The 20,056-nt window shown below is 39.7% G+C and carries 16 protein-coding genes; 9 read left to right on the top strand and 7 right to left on the bottom strand.

The annotated features are described in order from the left end of the window. Positions 1-22: 22 nt before the first annotated feature. On the bottom strand, positions 23-1,276 hold the full coding sequence (gene icd / locus AACU95_RS17035) for an NADP-dependent isocitrate dehydrogenase (protein WP_004247120.1): 1,254 nt from the start codon (positions 1,274-1,276) through the stop codon (positions 23-25). A 138-nt stretch (positions 1,277-1,414) separates the two neighbouring features. Between icd and rluE the strand changes: the two genes are divergently transcribed. The 8 genes from rluE (at position 1,415) to AACU95_RS16995 (ending at position 9,379) form a co-directional block, all read left to right on the top strand. Continuing rightward, positions 1,415-2,044, top strand: coding sequence for a 23S rRNA pseudouridine(2457) synthase RluE (gene rluE, locus AACU95_RS17030; protein ID WP_004247119.1), 630 nt, complete (start codon positions 1,415-1,417; stop codon positions 2,042-2,044). Continuing rightward, positions 2,037-2,489 carry an NUDIX hydrolase gene (locus tag AACU95_RS17025; protein ID WP_087726602.1) on the top strand — a complete coding sequence of 151 codons (453 nt, stop codon included), beginning with the start codon at positions 2,037-2,039 and terminating at the stop codon, positions 2,487-2,489. Before rluE ends, AACU95_RS17025 begins: the two co-directional genes overlap by 8 nt. Positions 2,490-2,594: 105 nt before the next feature. Then, complete coding sequence (mnmA, locus tag AACU95_RS17020; protein ID WP_004247117.1) at positions 2,595-3,698, top strand: tRNA 2-thiouridine(34) synthase MnmA; 1,104 nt, start codon at positions 2,595-2,597, stop codon at positions 3,696-3,698. A gap of 2 nt (positions 3,699-3,700) precedes the next feature. Further along, positions 3,701-4,330 (top strand): high frequency lysogenization protein HflD, encoded by a 630-nt coding sequence (gene hflD / locus AACU95_RS17015; RefSeq protein ID WP_004247840.1) that lies wholly within the window; start codon positions 3,701-3,703, stop codon positions 4,328-4,330. Between the two features lie 32 nt (positions 4,331-4,362). Then, the gene (gene purB / locus AACU95_RS17010) at positions 4,363-5,733 is read left to right on the top strand and encodes an adenylosuccinate lyase (RefSeq protein ID WP_012367768.1); all 1,371 of its coding nucleotides are present in this window, start codon (positions 4,363-4,365) and stop codon (positions 5,731-5,733) included. 190 nt (positions 5,734-5,923) lie between these two features. After that, positions 5,924-6,598: a two-component system response regulator PhoP gene (phoP, locus tag AACU95_RS17005; RefSeq protein ID WP_004247114.1), complete on the top strand. Its 675-nt coding sequence runs from the start codon at positions 5,924-5,926 to the stop codon at positions 6,596-6,598. 1 nt (position 6,599) lies between these two features. After that, positions 6,600-8,063, top strand: a complete 1,464-nt coding sequence (gene phoQ / locus AACU95_RS17000; protein WP_141192125.1) for a two-component system sensor histidine kinase PhoQ — start codon at positions 6,600-6,602, stop codon at positions 8,061-8,063. Between the two features lie 194 nt (positions 8,064-8,257). Beyond that, the gene (locus AACU95_RS16995) at positions 8,258-9,379 is read left to right on the top strand and encodes a ribosomal protein uL16 3-hydroxylase (RefSeq protein ID WP_094959109.1); all 1,122 of its coding nucleotides are present in this window, start codon (positions 8,258-8,260) and stop codon (positions 9,377-9,379) included. 581 nt (positions 9,380-9,960) lie between these two features. Here the strand turns inward: AACU95_RS16995 and pepT are convergent. From pepT to lolC, 5 genes are all read right to left on the bottom strand, one after another. Continuing rightward, the gene (gene pepT, locus AACU95_RS16990) at positions 9,961-11,205 is read right to left on the bottom strand and encodes a peptidase T (RefSeq protein WP_004247111.1); all 1,245 of its coding nucleotides are present in this window, start codon (positions 11,203-11,205) and stop codon (positions 9,961-9,963) included. A 51-nt stretch (positions 11,206-11,256) separates the two neighbouring features. Beyond that, positions 11,257-12,114 (bottom strand): Sir2 family NAD+-dependent deacetylase, encoded by an 858-nt coding sequence (gene cobB / locus AACU95_RS16985; protein WP_004247834.1) that lies wholly within the window; start codon positions 12,112-12,114, stop codon positions 11,257-11,259. A 90-nt stretch (positions 12,115-12,204) separates the two neighbouring features. Further along, positions 12,205-13,452 carry a lipoprotein-releasing ABC transporter permease subunit LolE gene (gene lolE / locus AACU95_RS16980; protein ID WP_004247833.1) on the bottom strand — a complete coding sequence of 416 codons (1,248 nt, stop codon included), beginning with the start codon at positions 13,450-13,452 and terminating at the stop codon, positions 12,205-12,207. Next, on the bottom strand, positions 13,452-14,156 hold the full coding sequence (lolD, locus tag AACU95_RS16975; RefSeq protein ID WP_004247832.1) for a lipoprotein-releasing ABC transporter ATP-binding protein LolD: 705 nt from the start codon (positions 14,154-14,156) through the stop codon (positions 13,452-13,454). Before lolD ends, lolE begins: the two co-directional genes overlap by 1 nt. Beyond that, the gene (lolC, locus tag AACU95_RS16970) at positions 14,149-15,351 is read right to left on the bottom strand and encodes a lipoprotein-releasing ABC transporter permease subunit LolC (RefSeq protein ID WP_012367767.1); all 1,203 of its coding nucleotides are present in this window, start codon (positions 15,349-15,351) and stop codon (positions 14,149-14,151) included. The genes lolD and lolC overlap by 8 nt, the downstream gene beginning before the upstream one ends. A gap of 194 nt (positions 15,352-15,545) precedes the next feature. On the opposite strand from lolC, the gene mfd reads away from it, so the two are divergent. Beyond that, positions 15,546-19,001 (top strand): transcription-repair coupling factor, encoded by a 3,456-nt coding sequence (gene mfd, locus AACU95_RS16965; protein ID WP_141192124.1) that lies wholly within the window; start codon positions 15,546-15,548, stop codon positions 18,999-19,001. Positions 19,002-19,089: 88 nt separating this feature from the next. On the opposite strand, the gene umoD is transcribed toward mfd, so the two are convergent. Next, positions 19,090-19,590 (bottom strand): flagellar biogenesis regulator UmoD, encoded by a 501-nt coding sequence (umoD, locus tag AACU95_RS16960; RefSeq protein WP_004247102.1) that lies wholly within the window; start codon positions 19,588-19,590, stop codon positions 19,090-19,092. Positions 19,591-20,056: the final 466 nt, after the last annotated feature.

Raw genomic sequence — 20,056 nt, 5'->3', positions numbered from 1 at the left:
TAACTATTTTTCAAATCAACAATTACATATGTTTGATAATTGCGTCACCAAACTCGCTACATTTCAGCAATTTAGCGCCGTCCATTAGACGTTCGAAATCATAAGTAACGGTCTTCGCTTCAATTGCGCCTTCCATACCTTTAATGATTAAGTCAGCAGCTTCTGTCCACCCCATGTGGCGTAGCATCATCTCCGCGGAGAGAATGATAGAGCCTGGGTTAACTTTATCTTGTCCGGCATATTTTGGTGCTGTTCCGTGAGTCGCTTCAAATAATGCACACTCATCACCAATATTAGCGCCAGGAGCAATCCCAATACCACCAACTTGTGCTGCTAATGCATCAGAAATATAGTCGCCATTTAGGTTCATACAAGCGATAACATCATACTCGGCTGGGCGTAACAGGATTTGTTGTAAGAATGCATCTGCGATAACATCTTTAACAATAATATCTTTACCTGATTTAGGGTTCTTAATTTTAACCCAAGGACCACCATCTAACAGCTCACCACCAAATTCTTCACGGGCTAATTCGTAACCCCAATCTTTAAAGGCACCTTCGGTAAACTTCATAATATTACCTTTATGCACCAATGTAACGGAGTCGCGATCGTTATCAATTGCATATTCAATCGCTGCGCGAACTAAACGTTTAGTCCCCTCTTCTGAACACGGCTTAATACCGATACCACAATCTTGTGGGAAGCGAATTTTGGTTACACCCATTTCATCTTGCAGGAACTTAATCACTTTATCTGCTTCTGCTGAGCCGGCTTTCCACTCAATACCGGCATAGATATCTTCTGAGTTTTCACGGAAGATAACCATATCCGTCAGTTCTGGGTGTTTTACTGGGCTTGGAGTGCCTTTGTAATAACGCACTGGGCGCAGGCAAACGTAAAGGTCGAGTTGTTGGCGTAGTGCCACATTTAATGAACGGATACCACCACCTACTGGTGTAGTAAGAGGACCTTTAATAGAAACACGATATTCACGAATAAGATCTAAGGTTTCTTCTGGCAGCCAAACATCTTTACCATAAATTTGTGTTGATTTTTCACCGGTGTAGACTTCCATCCACTCAATCTTACGTTCATTGCCGTAAGCTTTTTCAACCGCTGCATCAACAACTTTTAACATTGCTGGCGTGACATCGATACCGATACCATCCCCTTCGATATAAGGGATAACCGGATTATTTGGAACAACAAGCTTACCTTTAGCATCTAATGTAATTTTAGCACCATTAGCCGGAACAACTACTTTGCTTTCCATTTACCTCTCCTTTCATGTAAGCGCACGCTTTGTTAATTTTTTGTAAGAGACCTGTCAATACTACTTGATTATTCAGCTAACGCCAATCGCTTCTCTTTTAAGGTATAATCAATCTCCCATTTTTGACAAAAAATAGCTATGGCAAATCAATTTAACAATAGATCGAAACTACGCAAATCTCACGCACTAGCAGGACAAAAAAAACCTTCTCGCCCTAGAGGTGAGCGTAAAGTGATTATCTTTAATAAACCCTTTGATGTTCTTGTGCAATTTACCGATGATAGCGGTAGAAAAACGCTAAAAGATTTTATCCCCATTCCTGATATTTATGCGGCAGGACGGTTAGATAGAGATAGTGAAGGTCTGTTAGTATTAACAAATGATGGCAAATTACAGGCCAAATTAACTCAACCAAATAAAAAAACAGGGAAAGTCTACTATGCTCAAGTAGAAGGCATTCCCACAGAGATAGCGTTACAACAATTTCGTGAAGGACTTAACCTAAAGGATGGGAAAACACTACCTGCAAAAATTGAAAGGGTAGAACAGCCAACGTGGGTTTGGACGCGATTTCCACCTATTAGAGAGCGTCAATCTATTCCGACTAGCTGGTTAAAAATCACTTTATTTGAAGGAAAAAACCGCCAAGTTAGACGTATGACTGCCCATATTGGTTATCCCACATTACGCTTAATTCGTTTTAGCATGGGAAATATTACCTTGGATAATCTATTACCGGGTCAATGGAAGGAGATTAATTTTGTTTAAACCACATATCACTGTTGCTTGTATTGTTCATGCAAACAATAAATTTTTAGTTGTTGAAGAAACGGTAAATGGTAAAGCCACATGGAATCAACCCGCAGGACATTTAGAAGCAAATGAAACCCTGATCCAAGCGGCACAACGAGAGTTATGGGAAGAAACCGGTTTAACCTTGCCGGTACAATATTTTCTGAAATTACATCAGTGGGTGGCACCGGACAATACGCCATTTTTGCGTTTTTTATTTTTGATAGAAGCACCAGAACAATTAGCCACACAACCACATGACGATGATATTAATGGCTGCTACTGGGTGACCGCGCAAGAGATAATCAATAGCCAACAATTACGTTCACCGCTGGTAAAAGAAAGTATTCTTTGTTATCAACAAAATGAACGTTATCCACTCTCTTTACTGGATAGCTTTGGTTCAACATTTGCCTCTTAACAATGACTTTCATGGTTAAGAAGGCAAAAAATGTATTCGTTTGATGCACCCTTGATAGTGATATGGTAAAGTATGGCGCTTATTTTTCCGCAGTGAGATCCATTCATGTCAGATAACAGCCAAAAAAAAGTCATCGTTGGAATGTCCGGTGGCGTAGATTCATCCGTCTCAGCCTATCTTCTTAAGGAACAGGGATATCAGGTCGTTGGTCTGTTTATGAAGAACTGGGAAGAAGATGACGATACAGAATATTGCTCAGCTTCTGCCGACCTTGCCGACGCGCAAGCCGTGTGCGATAAGCTTGGCATAGAACTTCACACTATCAATTTTGCCGCTGAATATTGGGATAATGTATTTGAACACTTTTTATCTGAATATAAAGCTGGCCGCACCCCTAATCCCGATATTCTATGTAATAAAGAGATAAAATTTAAAGCATTTTTAGAATATGCAGCTGAAGATTTAGGGGCCGACTATATTGCAACGGGGCACTATGTTCGTCGCCGTGATATTGATGGTAAAAGCCAATTACTGCGCGGTGTTGATAACAACAAAGATCAAAGCTACTTCTTATATACATTAAGTCATCAGCAAATCGCCCAAAGCCTTTTCCCTGTCGGTGAAATGGAAAAACCTGAGGTGAGAAAAATTGCCGAGAAGCTTGATTTAGCCACCGCGAAGAAAAAAGACTCTACGGGGATCTGCTTTATCGGTGAACGCAAGTTTACTGATTTCTTATCGCGCTATTTACCTGCCAAACCGGGTCCTATCGTCACCGTAGATGGCGAAACCATTGGTGAACATCAAGGGTTGATGTATCACACCTTAGGTCAACGTAAAGGTCTGGGTATCGGTGGCACAAAAGAAGGTAGCGAAGATCCTTGGTATGTAGTCGATAAAGATGTTGCAAATAACATATTAATTGTCGCACAAGGTCATGAACACCCTCGATTAATGTCCGTAGGCTTAATTGCTCAACAACTTCATTGGGTCGCAAGAGAGCCTATTACCGAAGCTTTTCGTTGCACGGTGAAAACACGATATCGCCAAGCTGATATTCCGTGTACAGTAACACCATTAGATGAAGATAAAATTGAAGTCCGTTTTGACTATCCTGTTGCTGCTGTTACACCGGGGCAATCGGCCGTTTTCTATCAAGACGAAGTCTGTTTAGGTGGCGGTATTATTGAAACACGTATTCAGGAGTAGATGTGGCTAAAGATTTTCGTGATATTACCCTTGCACTGGCAGGTATCTGCCAGGCAAGTCGTCTTGTTCAGCAGATTGCTTATCAAGGGAATGCAGACGAGAAAGATGTTGAAGTCATGGTTAACAGCATTTTTAATATCAACCCAACTTCAACCTTGGATGTTTATGGTAATCAAATAAGTCATTTGAAATTAGGTTTTCAAACTATAAAAGCTATCCATCAAGCGGTAAGAAGAGAAAAACTCACGTTTGAGTTGATGACTTATCAACAAGGCCTGATTAACCTTGAACGTATCATCAACAAAAATAACGATTACAGTTCGCATTTATCACAAAAAATATCTCAACTTGAACGACAAAAAAATTATTTTGAACCGCTTTCTGACGGATTATTTAATGCTCTCGCTGGCGTTTATAGTGATGCGGTCAGCCCTGTAGGGCCAAAAATTCAAGTTAATGGTTCGATTGAGTTACTTAAAAACCCTATTATTCAAGCCAAAGTTCGTGGATTACTTCTGACAGGTCTTCGTAGTGCCGTACTTTGGCGTCAAGTAGGTGGTCGCCGTTTTGATTTTTTACTCCATCAAAAAACCATCTTACGACAAACTGATGATTTTCTCGCTCAATGTTAATACTTTAAAATTCAACCTGGGAGTTGCCAACAATGGAATTATCTTCGCTGACAGCGATTTCACCGATTGACGGTCGTTACGGTAGTAAAACCTCGTCGTTACGGACTATTTTTAGTGAATTCGGTCTTTTGAAATTCCGTGTACAGGTAGAAGTTCGCTGGCTACAAAAGCTAGCATCTTGCACCGACATTAAAGAAGTTCCCGCCTTTGAACAAAACGCAATCGATTACCTTGATGCAATTGTTGCTAACTTCAATGAAGATGATGCTGCCCGTATCAAAACTATCGAGCGCACCACCAATCATGATGTGAAAGCGGTTGAATATTTCTTAAAAGAAAAAGTGGCAGCTATCCCTGCACTACAGCAAGTTTCTGAGTTTATTCACTTCGCTTGTACTTCTGAAGATATTAATAATTTATCCCATGCCATCATGTTAGAAACAGCACGCCAAGAAGTGCTACTACCAGCATGGCGCGAACTGATTGATACTATCAGTAAAATGGCGCAAGCATATCGTGATTTACCCCTGCTTTCTCGTACTCACGGACAACCGGCAACACCTTCAACGGTAGGAAAAGAGTTTGCAAACGTTGCATACCGTATGGAGCGTCAATATCGCCAACTTACTCAAGTAGAAATTTTAGGTAAAATTAATGGTGCAGTAGGTAACTATAATGCTCACTTAGCTGCCTATCCTGAAGTTGATTGGCACCAATTTAGTGAAGAATTTGTTACTTCATTGGGGATCACATGGAACCCATATACTACTCAAATTGAGCCACACGACTATATTGCCGAGCTTTTTGATTGCATCAGCCGCTTTAATACAATTTTAATTGATTTTGACCGTGATATTTGGGGTTATATCGCTCTTAATCACTTCAAACAGAAGACCATTGCCGGTGAGATTGGCTCATCAACAATGCCTCATAAAGTGAATCCTATCGATTTTGAAAACTCTGAAGGTAATTTAGGTTTAGCTAATGCCGTTATGGGGCATCTTTCCAGCAAATTACCAGTTTCGCGTTGGCAACGTGATTTAACTGACTCAACCGTACTACGTAACCTAGGTGTCGGTATCGGTTATGCATTAATCGCTTACCAATCAACCATGAAAGGCTTAAATAAATTAGAAGTTAATGAAAGTCATCTTCGTGAAGAGTTAGATAGCAACTGGGAAGTTCTTGCTGAACCAATCCAAACGGTTATGCGTCGCTATGGTATTGAAAAACCTTATGAAAAACTTAAAGAGTTAACTCGTGGTAAACGGATCACGGCACAAGATATGGTTGTGTTTATTGACGGTTTAGCGCTACCAGAACAAGAAAAAGCACGCTTAAAAGCGATGACACCTGAAAGCTATATTGGTTTTGCCAGTCAACTTGTTGATAAATTAGATTAATTTATCCCATACTTAAAAGGCAGATAATCTCTGCCTTTTTTTATATCGATTACCCGTCCTAAATAAGATAAAAACTATCTATAACTTAAACACATTGTCCGTTACGGTATTTTTTAGGTGCTAGATTGACTATCATTATCTTAATTTCTCTTACAGCAACTGATTTTTACTGATGTACACAAGGTGGAATATGCGGATCTTAATTATTGAAGATAATATCTTACTTCGCCATCATTTATCTGTGCAGTTTCGCGATGCAGGACATCAAGTTGATGCAGCACAGGATGCGAAAGAAGCCGATCACTTTATCGCAGAAAGTACACCTGATGTCGCCATTGTTGATTTAGGTCTTCCTGATGAAGATGGTATCAGCCTTATTCGTCGATGGCGGGAAAATAATATTACTATTCCCATTATGGTATTAACGGCTCGAGAAAGCTGGCAGGAAAAAGTGACCGCATTAAATGCCGGTGCTGATGATTATGTGACAAAGCCTTTTCATTTTGAAGAGATCGTGGCACGCGTTCAGGCATTAATGCGAAGAAACATGGGCATTGCCTCACAAATACTGACTATTGCCCCTTTTGAGTTGGATTTATCACGTAAAGAGTTCATGATCTTAGGTGAGCAAATCAAGCTCACTGCATTCGAATATACTATTTTAGAAACATTAATGCGTAATCAAAACAAAGTGGTGAGCAAAGATGTGCTAATGCGCCAACTTTATCCTGATGCAGAGCAGCGAGAAAGTCATACCATTGATGTGCTTATGGGGCGTCTGCGCAAAAAAATTCTCCAAAAATATGATAATGATGTCATTGTAACTGTACGTGGACAAGGTTATCGTTTTGATATGAAAGCTTAATATGCATAAAAAACAACGTTCGCCCTTCTCTTTACGAACAAGATTTTTACTTGCCACCAGCGCCATTATTTTAGCACTGACACTCTCTTATGGTTTGGTTGCCATAGTCGGTTCTATTGTCAGTTTTGATAAAACGACTTTTATGCTAATGCGCAGCCAAAGTAATCTCTACTATAGCTTAGCGCAATGGAAAGATGGGCAATTGCAGATTGAATTTCCGACTAACCTCAATAACAACAACACATCGCTGGTGGTTATCTTCGACGAGAAAGGCAATGTGCTATGGACGCCAACGGATTTACCTCAGGTGATCCCAAACAGTATCGCGCCAAAATGGCGCAATAAAGAAGGCTTATTTGAAATTAGTGTGAATGTTAAAACGACACGTTTTATGTTACAGCAACTGCCTCAATATCGTGCCTATCTAAAAAAACTCAACGAATATTCAAGTAATGATACCTTAACGCATTCCGTGGTTATTAATCACTATCCTGCGGCGGATAATATGCCTTATCTATCCATTGCGGTTATCGATCCTATTCCTCAAAGTCTGCAAAATGTAAGTAGAGTCTGGGATTGGTTTCTCTATATATTACTAGCTAATTTTCTTTTGGTGATCCCATTAATTTGGTTAGCAGCCCATTGGAGTTTAAGGCCGATTAAATCCATTATTGAGCAGATTAGTGCGTTGGAAAAAGGCACTCGCGATAATTTAGATGAAAATCCCCCTAAAGAGCTCAAAGGATTAGTTTATAATCTCAACATTTTATTGCGTAATGAACGCAACCGTTATAGTAAATACCGTACCAGTTTATCTGATCTAACTCATAGCTTAAAAACCCCCCTTGCTGTTTTACAATCAACATTACGTGCTCTACGTGCTGGCAAACAAATGTCTATAGAACAAGCTGAGCCGATTATGCAAAGTCAAATTGAACGAATTTCACAGCAAGTTGGTTATTATTTACATCGAGCTTCTCTTCACAGTGATCACGATATAACAACACGTAAGCTCCACTCTTTATCAGGCTTACTTGACAATCTTTGTAGTGCACTTACTAAGGTCTATCAATCCAAAGGCGTTGATATAACGTTAAATGTTTCCCCTGAAATGATGTGGTTAGGTGAAAAGAATGATTTTATGGAAGTCATGGGAAATGTACTTGATAATGCTTGTAAGTACTGCTTAGAGTTTGTCGAGATCAATGTAAGTCATGATGACAATTGTGTGATTATCACCGTAGATGATGATGGCCCAGGAGTCAGCCCAGAAAAAAGGGAGCTTATTTTTCAGCGTGGTACACGTGCAGATACATTGCGCCCAGGACAAGGCTTAGGATTATCAATTGCTGTTGATATTATTGAGCAATATAACGGTGATATCACCATTACTGATAGTCCATTAGGGGGGGCAAGACTCATCGTCACCTTTGCTGAGCAACAACTCACTACTGAAATAGAGTAACGCTCTTCTCTATCAACTTATATTATTGCTGATTTAATTTAGGTCTTATCACAATAAGATTGCGAGATGTATGATAACTACGCAGTTGTCAGTATATTACTCGTTATTACTCACATTGCACCAAGGAATGTTTAGCAGGAAGTTGTAATTCATTATATGATATTTTTAGGCTTCCCAAATTCAGGAAATACACAATGGACTATAAACTTAATTTAGATTGGCAATCATTTTTAGAAAGCCATTGGCAAAAGCGTCCTTTATTAATCAAAAACGGCTTCTCTGGTTTTGTTGATCCTTTATCTCCTGATGAACTTGCAGGTCTTGCAATGGAAGATGAAGTGGATAGCCGTCTTGTGAGTTGTCAAGATGGGCAATGGGGAGTTAAACATGGGCCTTTTGAGCACTTTGAAGGTTTGGGCGATAAAGATTGGTCGTTATTAGTTCAAGCGGTCGATCACTGGCATTTTCCAAGTGCGGCATTGATGAAACCTTTTCGTGTGTTGCCCGATTGGCGTATTGATGATTTGATGATCTCTTACTCTGTTCCCGGAGGCGGCGTGGGTCCTCATCTTGATCAATATGACGTATTTATTATTCAAGGGCAAGGTCGTCGTCGTTGGCGTGTGGGTGAGAAAATCCCAATGAAACAGCACTGCCCTCACCCGGATTTACTTCAAGTTGATCCTTTTGACGCCATTATCGATGAAGAATTAGAGCCGGGTGATATTCTGTATATTCCACCTGGATTTCCTCATGAAGGCTACGCCATTGAAGAATCACTAAACTATTCTGTTGGCTTTAGAGCACCTAATGCACGAGAGCTATTTAGCGGTTTTGCTGACTATGTTTTAGCAAATGACTTAGGAAGCTACCGTTACAGTGATCCTGATCTTACTCCTCGAGAGAATCCGGCATTAGTCCAACATCAAGAATTAAATAAGTTGCATGATATGATGGAAGACCTACTTGCCCAACCCGAAGTATTCCGTCATTGGTTTGGGGAGTTTATTTCTCAATCTCGCCATGAACTTGACTTGGCCATTCCTGAACCTTTATATGAAAATGCTGAGATCCACGATTTACTGCAACAAGGTGAACAACTTCATCGTTTAAACGGTATTCGCGCACTGCGTGTTGGTGATAGTTGCTTTGTTAATGGTGAATTAATGGATACTCATCATATTGAAGCTGCCGATGCCCTTTGCCAATATGATTGTATTGATAAACAACATTTAGGTGATGCTTTAGCAGATCCAAAATTTATACGCTTATTGACGCATCTTGTTAACCAAGGCTATTGGTATTTTGAAGATTAAGTATAAATAAACTATTTTTATACAAACACACCCAGCTAATTATAGCTGGGTGTTATTTTAACTATTTAAATAAACAGTAACTGTTATCTTATTAAATAATATATTGCCTCTTTTAGTAACGTTCTTGTGCCATAAAATAACCATGGCAAAATGATAAAGAACGCACTCTGTAGCCCTAAAAGTAACCAGGTATGCTTATCATTTGATAAATATAAAGAAAATATAATAAGATGGGTAATTAAAAAATAGCTGAAAACGATAATAAACGATGCTTTATACTCTTGTTTACTAAAAGTATTATCACTGGTTATCGGTATTTTTTTACACAGACATTCTGATCTTGTTTGTTTTATTATTATTTTGGAGAGTACAGCCATTACGCAAATATCCTTATATCATTTTATTTAGATTATAAAGAATATTATTTGAAATAATCGGCCAATAACTTATAAAAAACAAACTTATTTTTAAAGTTTAATTTTAAATAATATGAAAACAAACCCTATATTTAAAATACAAAGATAAAATAATAGCCGAGATTGTCGGCTATTATGGGGCAATTATTTTACATAACTGCTCTATTAACAAATAACTTTTGCTTTTTCTCTTTCGGCAGTAATTTCAGCAATTCGCATAATAACACTTACTGCGGCTTCCATACCTTCTAAAGAGATAAATTCATGTTTGCCATGAAAATTATAACCACCCGTAAAGATATTTGGGCAAGGTAATCCACGGTAAGAAAGCTGAGCACCGTCTGTACCACCACGAATAGGCTTAATATCAGGTTCAATATCACAATCAATCATTGCTTGTTTTGCAATATCAATAACATGTGGATACTGAACCACTTTATCATGCATATTGTAGTAGCTATCATCAATAGTTAGTTCAATATAGCAATCAGGATGTAGACCTTTACCTACTTTTTCAGCAATCGTGATCATGTTTTGTTTACGCTTTTCAAACTGATTGCGATCAAAATCACGAATAATATAGTGCATTTCGGCTCTTTCCACCGTACCTTTAATACTTTGTAGGTGATAAAAACCTTCATAGCCTTCTGTGTTTTCAGGGGTCTCTTCAACAGGTAATTCTTGGTGAATACGCGAAGCGAGTCCTAACGCATTTACCATCACGCCTTTGGCACTACCGGGATGAACATTATTACCAACGATTTTAATACTCACAGAAGCGGCATTGAAATTTTCATATTCCAATTCGCCCACACCTCCACCATCAACGGTATATGCCCAGTTAGCACCAAATGCTTTTAGGTCGACATAATGTGCACCACGCCCTATCTCTTCATCCGGCGTAAATGCAATACGGATATCACCATGAGGTCGATTTTGTGCTTTTAAACGTACCATCGCAGTGACTATCTCTGCGATACCGGCTTTATCATCAGCACCTAATAGAGTTTTACCATCCGTTGTAATTAATGTTTTACCAATCATTGAGTGTAAAATTGGAAACATAACCGGTGATAATACTTCATCACCAATACCTAGCGCGATATCACCACCACGGTAATCTTCAAGCACTTGAGGTTTTACATGTTTACCTGAAAAATCAGGTGAAGTATCAAGATGGGAAATAAAGCCAATAACAGGTACAGGCCAAGATACGTTAGAGGGCAAACTCGCCATAACGCATCCTTTATCACTGAGTGTCACATCAGAAAAACCCAGTTTTTTTAATTCTTGTACCAGTGCCTTCGCTAATTTTAGCTGACCATCGCTACTTGGTGACATTTTCGATGATGGTTTCGATTGTGTATCAAAACTAATGTATTCAAAAAACCGTTCTAATAATTTATCCATTTTGCCCCCTAAATCTCTCTAATAACAATAATAGGGAACTCTATAAAATAATTATTGCGTCAAATCAGCTTTAGGATCATTAATTAAATCAAACAATTTATGGACATATGCATCAACCACTTGGCTCGCGGGGCCATAATGTTTTTCTTCAAACTCACTCTCCACTAAGCTAGGTTCAAGGTTAAGCTCAACCGTGTGAGCCCCTGTTAACCGTGCTTCATGGACAAACCCAGCAGCAGGATAGACATTCCCCGAAGTGCCAATAGCGATAAAGAGATCTGCCTGTGCTAAAGCGTGATAAATTTCATCCATGCCGATTGGCATTTCGCCAAACCAAACAATATGTGGACGTAGAGGAGAGGGAAATTGGCAACAATGGCAATAATCTGTCGTTGATAAATCCCCTTTCCATTCAAAAACTTGACCTGATTGCGGACAGCGGACTTTCAATAACTCACCATGCATATGGAGAATATGTTTACTCCCTGCTTTTTCATGTAAGTTATCAATATTCTGCGTCACCAGCAGGAAATTGTCCTTTCCAAGATATTGCTCAAGTTTTGCTAATGCATAATGTGCTTCATTAGGTTGAATTGAGGGTTGTTGTAATTGACGACGGCGCTCATTGTAAAACTGCTGAACCAGCTTAGGGTTGCGGTGATATCCCTCTGGCGTTGCCACATCTTCAACGCGATGCTCTTCCCACAATCCATCTTCTGATCGAAAGGTTTTTATACCTGATTCAGCCGAAATGCCCGCCCCGGTTAGCACCACTACTTTGGGTAAATTCATTTCATGTTCCGTTTTATGGGTTAAATGAAAATAACGACAACGTGAGTGTTGTCTACGTAAACTTTTTATCTTACGAAACTTCCTAAGCCGACGATGACGAAGTTTAAGTTTCATCATGGCAATCCTTGGTTTTTATATTTAACAATCAATAAAAATTGATAACTTTACTGTCTTATTTCCGTTTATATCCATTTTATGTCAATAAACTTACTGTCCACTTAAAATTCTAGCAGGATCGAGTTTAGTTGCTCGACGAGCAGGATACCAACTGGCAATCAAACTCAAAATAACCGTCGTCAAAAATACGGAGAAAACATCAATTGCATGTATTTCTGAAGGTAAGAAATCGACAAAATAGACATCTCCTGATAGCACACTATGCCCTGTCATGGATTCAATTACCGAGACAATAGGGGTTAAATTTAGTGAGACAACTACCCCCATAATAACACCGGCCACGCATCCGATCATGCCTGACAACAGTCCGTACCATAAGAAAATATTGCGAATATGGCTATCTCTTGCACCTAACGTTCGTAAAATAGCAATATCTCCGCTCTTATCTCTTACCGCCATAATCAGCGTCGAGACAATATTAAAACAAGCAACCCCAATCACTAAAATCATTGAGAGATACATAATGCTGCGGATCATCTGAATATCGCTATACATATAACCATAATCGCTGATCCAGCTTTTAGCATAAACATAGGCTTGGCTATTTAAGCCAGCATTATGAATAATTTCATTAGCTAGAAATGGATCGCTTGTTTTCACTTCAATACCCGTAATTCCTTTGCCGTAATCAAGATACTGTTGCGCATCTGCCAATGGAATTAACGCTAATTGGTGATCGAGCATACCACTGAGTTTAAATATGCCGCTGACTTGTAAACGAATGCGTTTAGGTTGTAATAGCTTTTTCGGATCATCATTGTTAGGGATCAGAATAGTTAACCAATCACCTTGTTTGATTTTTAAGGCATCGGCAACACCTTGGCCAATAATGATTTGCTGTTGACCCGCTTGAAAATGTTGCCATGCATTATTTTGCACATAGCTCGGTAATAAACTGATATCACTTTGTTTATTCGGTTCAACCCCCATCACTTGTACCGCTTTTAATTCTGTTCCTTTTTCAAGTAATCCGGTTAATAAAATATAGGGGGCAGCAGCAACGACACCCTCAGTATTTTCAATCCGAGATAGTGCCGGTTGCCAAGATATAAAGGGTTGTTCTACCGAATAAATTTGTCCATGGGGAACCACAGAAAGAATGCGGTTTTTTAATTCACGTTCAAAACCGTTCATGGCACTTAATCCGATAATCAATACCGCTACACCCAACATAATGCCCAGCGTTGAGATAATCGAAATTAATGACACCATACCAGCACGTTTTCGTCCTTTTGAAAAACGTAATGCGGTAACTAAAGCAAGTGGCAACTGCGCCATTATTCCACTCCTGAAATCGCTTCTTGAGACTCTAATTGACCATCTTTCATTTCAAGTTGACGTTGAAAGCGTGCCGCGAGAGATAAATCATGAGTAACAACCAAAAAGGCAGTTTTCTTTTCTTTATTTAATTTCATGAGTAATTCGAAAATACCTTCCGCATTTTTTTGGTCAAGATTACCTGTCGGCTCATCGGCTAAAACTAACGCCGGATCGTTTACTAAGGCTCTAGCAATAGCAACACGTTGTCTTTCTCCCCCAGATAACTCAGAAGGACGATGATGTGCACGAGCAGTTAATCCTACGGCATCAAGTAAAGACATCGCTTTCTGTTTAGCCTTTACTGCACTCATTCCACCAATCATTAAAGGCATTGCAACATTTTCTAATGCAGTAAAATCAGGTAACAAATGGTGGAATTGGTAGATAAAACCCAATTGAGTATTACGTAAATCCGCTTTTGCCGTTGAAGTTAATTTATTGAGCGATTGCCCTTTAAATATCACTTCACCTGAGGTTGGAGAGTCTAAACCACCCAATAAATGTAATAGGGTACTTTTACCTGAACCTGAGCTACCGACAATCGCCATAAAATCACCTTGATTGATCGCGAAAGAGACGGATTTTAAGACTTGTGTTGAAATAGCACCATCTTGATACTGCTTACAAAGTGCATGACATTGTAATAAAGGGGTATTACTCATAACGTAGCGCCTCTGCTGGCTGAATAGTTGCGGCCCGCCAAGACGGGTATAAAGTCGATAATAGTGAAATCACAATTGCGGCAAAACCAATCATAAAGACTCGGCTCCACTCTAAAGTCGCGGGTAATTCTACCCCATGAGGAATAAGCCCTACCGCAGGCATAATCACATTTAGTTGGCTTGATAGTAACGCCCCTAACAAACCTCCGGCAATAGCACCTAAAATACCGGCCCCTGCCCCTTGTAGCATAAAAATAGACATTATCTGCGAACGCTTTAAGCCCATGGTTTGTAATATTGCCACTTCACCTTGTTTTTCCATCACCAGTAATGAAAGCGAAGTAATAATATTAAACGCGGCGACCGCAATAATTAGGCTTAATAATAAGCCCATCATATTTTTTTCCATTTTCACTGCTTGGAAAAATTCGCCCTTTCGTTCACGCCAATCTTTCCAACTTAAACCTGCTGGCAAAGGTTCAGCACTGTATTTTTCAATATTAAGGGGGGTTGAGAAGAATAGACGCCATCCGGTAATATTGCCGGGTTGATAGCGCATCAAACGCGCCGCATCTTGTTGATTGACCAGAAGTTGAGAAGCATCAGCATCACCACCACTTTGGAAAATACCTTTGACTGTAAACAGTCGTTGGCTAGGCACTCGGCCCATTGGGGTGAGTTGGCTTACGCCGGGAACAATAAGGCGAATGCTATCCCCTTCTTTGGTTTTTAGCTGTTTAGCTAAACCACTACCGAGGATCACACCATATTCTCCCGGTTTTAATAACGAGAAATCGCCATAGCGAATAAACTGTGTTAGGGGTTCATCTTGTGCTTTATCAATCCCTAACATCACGCCAACACCGATATTATCTTTACTTTGTAATACCACATCCCCTTCAACTAAAGGAACGACATTGATAACATCTTCTCGTTTTAATAACATTTGTGCAGTACTATCTTGTTTGGGTAGCTGCCCATTGGGTGTTGTGATAACAGCTTGTGGAATATAGGCCAAAATGCTGTTTTGTAATGAGCGTTCAAAGCCATTCATCACAGAAGTCACTGTGATCAATGCCGCAACACCCAGCATAATCCCTAAAGCGGATAGCCATGAGACGAATCGACCAAATTTGTCGACTGCGCGACCCCGCATATAACGGAGCCCTATAAAAAATGAGACAGAATTGTACATGAAAACTGTGCTGTTCCTGTTGCTAATGCTAAGTGTTCAGGGATAATAAAGGGTAGTCTTACTGAATGGAACCACTCTATTCCCAAACTGTGGTTTTTTCTTTTATCTTAACCTGCCCGCCAGTTTAAGCTTTGGCGATGTCGCTAAAGATGTGTTGGGAGTTAACTACAACCAAGAGTTCACATTACACGCTTATGTCCTCAGAATATCGTTATCAACTTCCTGTAAAACAAGGGGATACTCGCCAGCTGGGTCAGCTGACAGGTGCCGCTTGCGCCCTAGAATGTGCAGAAATCATCAAACGTCATGCTGGATTAGTCGTTCTTGTCACTCGTGATATGCAAAATGCACTGCGTTTACAAGATGAAATCCGTCAGTTTTGTGATTATCCTGTAGAGACATTATCTGATTGGGAAACATTGCCTTACGACAGTTTTTCTCCCCATCAAGAAATAATCTCTAACCGCCTTTCTACGCTATACCGTATTCCATCACTTCTCAAGGGAATTTTAATCTTACCCGTCAATACGTTAATGCAAAAAGTCTGCCCAACAGATTATCTCGCAAGTCATGCATTAATAATGAGTAAAGGAGAGCAACTTTCTCGCGACAATTTACGCAAAACATTTGATGAGGCGGGTTATCGTCATGTAGAACAAGTGTTAGAACATGGCGAGTATGCAACACGCGGCGCATTACTTGACCTATTCCCGATGGGCAGTGAATTTCCTTATCGAATTGACTTTTTTGATGATGAGATAGATAGCCTAAGAACTTTTGATGTTGATACGCAACGCACCTTAACAGAAGTCGAGCAGATCAAACTATTACCGGCTCATGAGTTTCCAACTGATCCTAATGCGATTGAACTCTTTCGTAGCCAATGGCGTGAACGTTTTGAAGTAAGACGTGATCCTGAACATATCTATCAACAAGTAAGTAAGCAAGTATTACCCGCAGGGATTGAATACTGGCAACCGCTCTTTTTTAGTCAGCCATTATCCAATTTATTTGCTTATTTCCCACAAAACACCTTAATTGTGACGCAAGATCTGCAAGATTGCGCTGATAAATTTTGGCAAGATATCAATCAACGTTATGAAAGCCGTCGTGTTGATCCCATGCGGCCATTACTGCCACCAGATGATATTTGGCTTAATGTCGAAACGCTCAATCAACAGTTAAAACAGTGGCCACGTATTCAACTTAAAACGCAAGTACTGCCGGAAAAAGCGGGTTATACCAATTTAGGTTATCAACCACTGCCTGATTTATCAGTCAATGCACAAAGTAAATCACCGCTTGATAATCTACGCCGTTTCCAAGAGCAATTTTCTGGCAGTATTGTTTTTTCGGTTGAAAGTGAAGGCCGGCGGGAAACCGTTCAAGAGCTCTTATCTAGAATTAAAATTGCCCCCAAACAAATTATTGAATTAGCGGATGCTAAAGAGAAAGGGTGTTATTTTATTATTGGCTCTGCAGAGCATGGCTTTATTGACAATTATCGTCAGTTAGCGCTGATCTGCGAAAGTGATATGTTAGGTGAGCGAGTCCACCGTCGCCGTCAAGAAAATCGTCGCACCATCAATACCGATACACTGATCCGCAATCTGGCAGAATTAAGTCCCGGACAACCTGTTGTCCATCTTCAGCATGGGGTGGGTCGTTATCAAGGTATGACCACCTTAGAAGCGGGTGGCGTAAAAGCAGAGTACTTGATCCTCTCGTATGCGGGAGATGACAAACTCTATGTTCCTGTTTCGTCACTGCATTTGATCAGTCGCTACTCTGGTGGGGCGGATGAAAATGCACCTCTTCATAAATTAGGGGGTGATGCTTGGACTCGTGCGCGCCAAAAAGCAGCTGAAAAAGTGCGTGATGTGGCGGCGGAATTATTAGATGTCTACGCTCAACGAGCCGTTAAATCTGGTTTTGCGTTTAAATTAGATAAAGAACAATATCACACTTTCCGCCAAAGCTTCCCCTTTGAAACCACACCCGATCAAGAGATGGCGATTAATGCCGTATTAAGTGATATGTGCCAAGCCATTGCCATGGATAGGCTAGTATGTGGTGATGTTGGTTTTGGTAAGACAGAAGTTGCTATGCGTGCGGCATTTCTTGCAATAAGCAACAATAAGCAAGTGGCTATTTTGGTGCCTACTACCCTACTGGCTCAACAACACTTTGAAAACTTTCGTGATCGCTTTGCTAATTGGCCAGTCAATATTGAGATGATCTCACGTTTTCGTAGTGCCAAAGAGCAACAGCAGATCACCGAAAAATTAGCAGAAGGCACCATTGATATCGTTATTGGTACACATAAATTATTACAACCGGGCATTCAATGGAAAGACTTAGGGTTATTAATTGTTGATGAGGAGCATCGCTTCGGTGTACGTCATAAAGAGCGTATTAAAGCAATGCGTGCCAATGTCGATATATTAACCTTAACCGCCACCCCTATTCCTCGTACGCTAAATATGGCGATGAGTGGTATGCGTGATCTGTCAATTATTGCCACCCCACCCGCTCGCCGTTTATCCGTTAAAACATTTGTCCGCGAATATGATGATCTGGTTGTTAGAGAGGCTATCTTGCGTGAAACATTACGTGGCGGGCAAGTGTACTATTTATATAACGATGTTGAAAATATAGAGAAAGCGCGTGATAGGCTAGCACAGTTAGTACCTGAAGCTCGTATTGGTATTGGCCATGGGCAAATGCGTGAACGTGAGCTTGAACGTGTGATGAACGATTTTCACCATCAACGATTTAATGTATTGCTCTGCACCACCATTATAGAAACGGGTATTGATATTCCGAGTGCCAATACCATTATTATTGAACGTGCTGATCACTTTGGTTTAGCGCAGCTACACCAATTACGTGGACGCGTTGGTCGCTCTCACCATCAAGCCTATGCTTATCTATTAACCCCTCATCCCAAAGCAATGACTAAAGATGCCCATAAACGCTTAGAAGCGATTGCCTCCCTAGAAGATCTCGGCGCAGGTTTTGCTTTAGCCACACATGATCTAGAAATTCGTGGTGCGGGAGAGTTATTAGGTGAAGAGCAAAGCGGTCAAATGAATACCGTTGGCTTCTCTTTATATATGGAGTTACTAGAAAGTGCAGTTGAAGCATTAAAAGAGGGTCGAGAGCCATCATTAGAAGATCTGACCAATCAGCAAACCGAAATTGAATTAAGAATGCCGGTGCTATTGCCCGATGACTATATTCCTGATATCAATGTAAGACTCTCTTTCTATAAACGTATTGCCAGTGCCAAAGACTTAAATGAACTTAATGATCTAAGGGCAGAGCTTATTGATAGATTCGGCACCTTACCTGATGCAGGACGCAACTTATTACGTAATGCGGCTATTCGATTAAGCGCCATGAGTTTAGGTATATCTCGCATTGAAGCCCATGACAAAGGTGGCTTTATTGAGTTTGGTGAAAAAAATAATGTCGACCCGACTTATTTAATCGGTTTATTGCAAGAGCAACCGAGCGTCTTCCGTTTAGATGGCCCTACCAAATTGAAATTTATGATAAGCCTAACCGATCGAGAAAAACGACTCACTTTTATCGACGATATGCTCACCGCTTTTAGTGAACACAAAATAAACGCATTGTCTGTTTAGATAATAAAATACAAAAAGGCCTAACATAATAAATATTAGGCCTTTTTTATCTTATCAGTTATCAGCGTTAATGCTAAAAAGAAAACCGTTACTCTTTACGGCAAGGAATATTTTCATTCATAGAACAATATGGCTCTTGCTCCAAAACAAGTCGGCCATCGCTATCTAGCGCGATGATATCGCCCGGTTTAAATGTCGTTCTCACTTTACCCGGTGTACCATCAATTGTGTAAAGCACATCATAACCGATAACTCGCCTTTCTTGGCGGTAAATGGGAATACATTCTCTAAATTGAGCATAAGGGAAGTGAGCAATACTTTTATTGTTTAGCGCTTCTATCATATAGAAAACACGGCACTCTTGCTCTGCGGGATGAAAACGCGATAATTTTTCTGGTGTAAATTGTGTAGGCAGTCCAATACGATGGCAATACTCTTCTGTCACAAAAACGGTTGATTTAATCGGTGTTGCTGAAACCACATGGGCAAATTGTGGCCGTGGAAATATCCACTTCCAAGCGACAAATAAAAGAATAGCTAATACAAGGATTAGTCCTATTAGTGTGAACTTTTTGCTATCAACACTCACTTTTTCCCCTTTTTATGCGTTTATCCCTATTTTACTATTTTTTTGTTATAAGCGGATTTCACTCTTTTATCACAACGTTGTAATTCAATATGTTGAATGAATAAGCTTATATGAAAAAATATATTATTACGTCCTTGCTGATTAACATCATAAGTAAACTATGTACTTATAACATGGTAAATACACCACTAATTATTGTTTTAATCAGTTAATTAAATACGCGCTATTTTCTAATTATTTTCAAAAAAATTAAGAATGAACTTAAATATTTCTTATCTCATCAATGAAATCTAATTTCATTTACATATTTATAAATATAGCGTAATGATAACATCAAGTTAACAAATGTAATCTCTTTTAAGAAACTTCTTCATTAACCTTTACATAGCCGATTTGCTTTTCACTATGCGTAACAGACTGGTTTGTACATAAAGATAATAAAAATAATAGATTAAATACATGTTTT

The sequence above is a fragment of the Proteus sp. G4415 genome, from assembly GCF_963896075.1.
In the GTDB taxonomy this organism is placed as follows: domain Bacteria; phylum Pseudomonadota; class Gammaproteobacteria; order Enterobacterales; family Enterobacteriaceae; genus Proteus; species Proteus mirabilis.
The sequence above is the reverse complement of the archived record's forward strand: the minus strand, read 5'-3'. Positions and strand labels throughout refer to the sequence as shown.